The sequence below is a fragment of the Burkholderia sp. GW821-FHT14F03 genome (assembly GCF_058803765.1).
Genome location: NZ_JBXAPG010000131.1, coordinates 1 through 944 on the forward strand (window position 1 = coordinate 1; position 944 = coordinate 944).

Annotated in this window: 1 protein-coding gene; it reads left to right on the forward strand. The window is 62.9% G+C overall.

The window, feature by feature from the left end; all coding sequences use genetic code 11:
- On the forward strand, positions 1-944 hold a 944-nt coding region (gene tuf / locus AC1RQF_RS33355; protein ID WP_492874395.1), incomplete at both ends, for an elongation factor Tu.

Below are 944 nucleotides of genomic sequence, written 5' to 3' on the forward strand. Positions count from 1 at the left end.
CTGACGGCAGCGATCACGACCGTGCTGACGAAGAAATTCGGCGGCGAGGCGAAGGCCTACGACCAGATCGACGCGGCACCGGAAGAAAAGGCGCGCGGCATCACGATCAACACGGCACACGTCGAGTACGAAACGGCTAACCGCCACTACGCGCACGTTGACTGCCCGGGCCACGCTGACTATGTGAAGAACATGATCACGGGCGCAGCGCAGATGGACGGCGCGATCCTGGTGTGCTCGGCAGCAGACGGCCCGATGCCGCAAACGCGCGAGCACATCCTGCTGGCGCGTCAGGTTGGCGTTCCGTACATCATCGTGTTCCTGAACAAGTGCGACATGGTGGACGACGCTGAACTGCTCGAGCTGGTCGAGATGGAAGTTCGCGAACTCCTGTCGAAGTACGACTTCCCGGGCGACGACACGCCGATCGTGAAGGGTTCGGCAAAGCTGGCGCTGGAAGGCGACACGGGCGAGCTGGGCGAAGTGGCGATCATGAGCCTGGCAGACGCGCTGGACACGTACATCCCGACGCCGGAGCGTGCAGTTGACGGCGCGTTCCTGATGCCGGTGGAAGACGTGTTCTCGATCTCGGGTCGCGGCACGGTGGTGACGGGCCGTATCGAGCGCGGCGTGGTGAAGGTCGGCGAAGAAATCGAAATCGTCGGTATCAAGCCGACGGTGAAGACGACCTGCACGGGCGTGGAAATGTTCCGCAAGCTGCTGGACCAAGGTCAGGCAGGCGACAACGTCGGTATCCTGCTGCGCGGCACGAAGCGTGAAGACGTGGAGCGCGGCCAGGTTCTGTCGAAGCCGGGTTCGATCACGCCGCACACGCACTTCACGGCTGAAGTGTACGTGCTGAGCAAGGACGAAGGCGGCCGCCACACGCCGTTCTTCAACAACTACCGTCCGCAGTTCTACTTCCGTACGACGGACGTGACGGG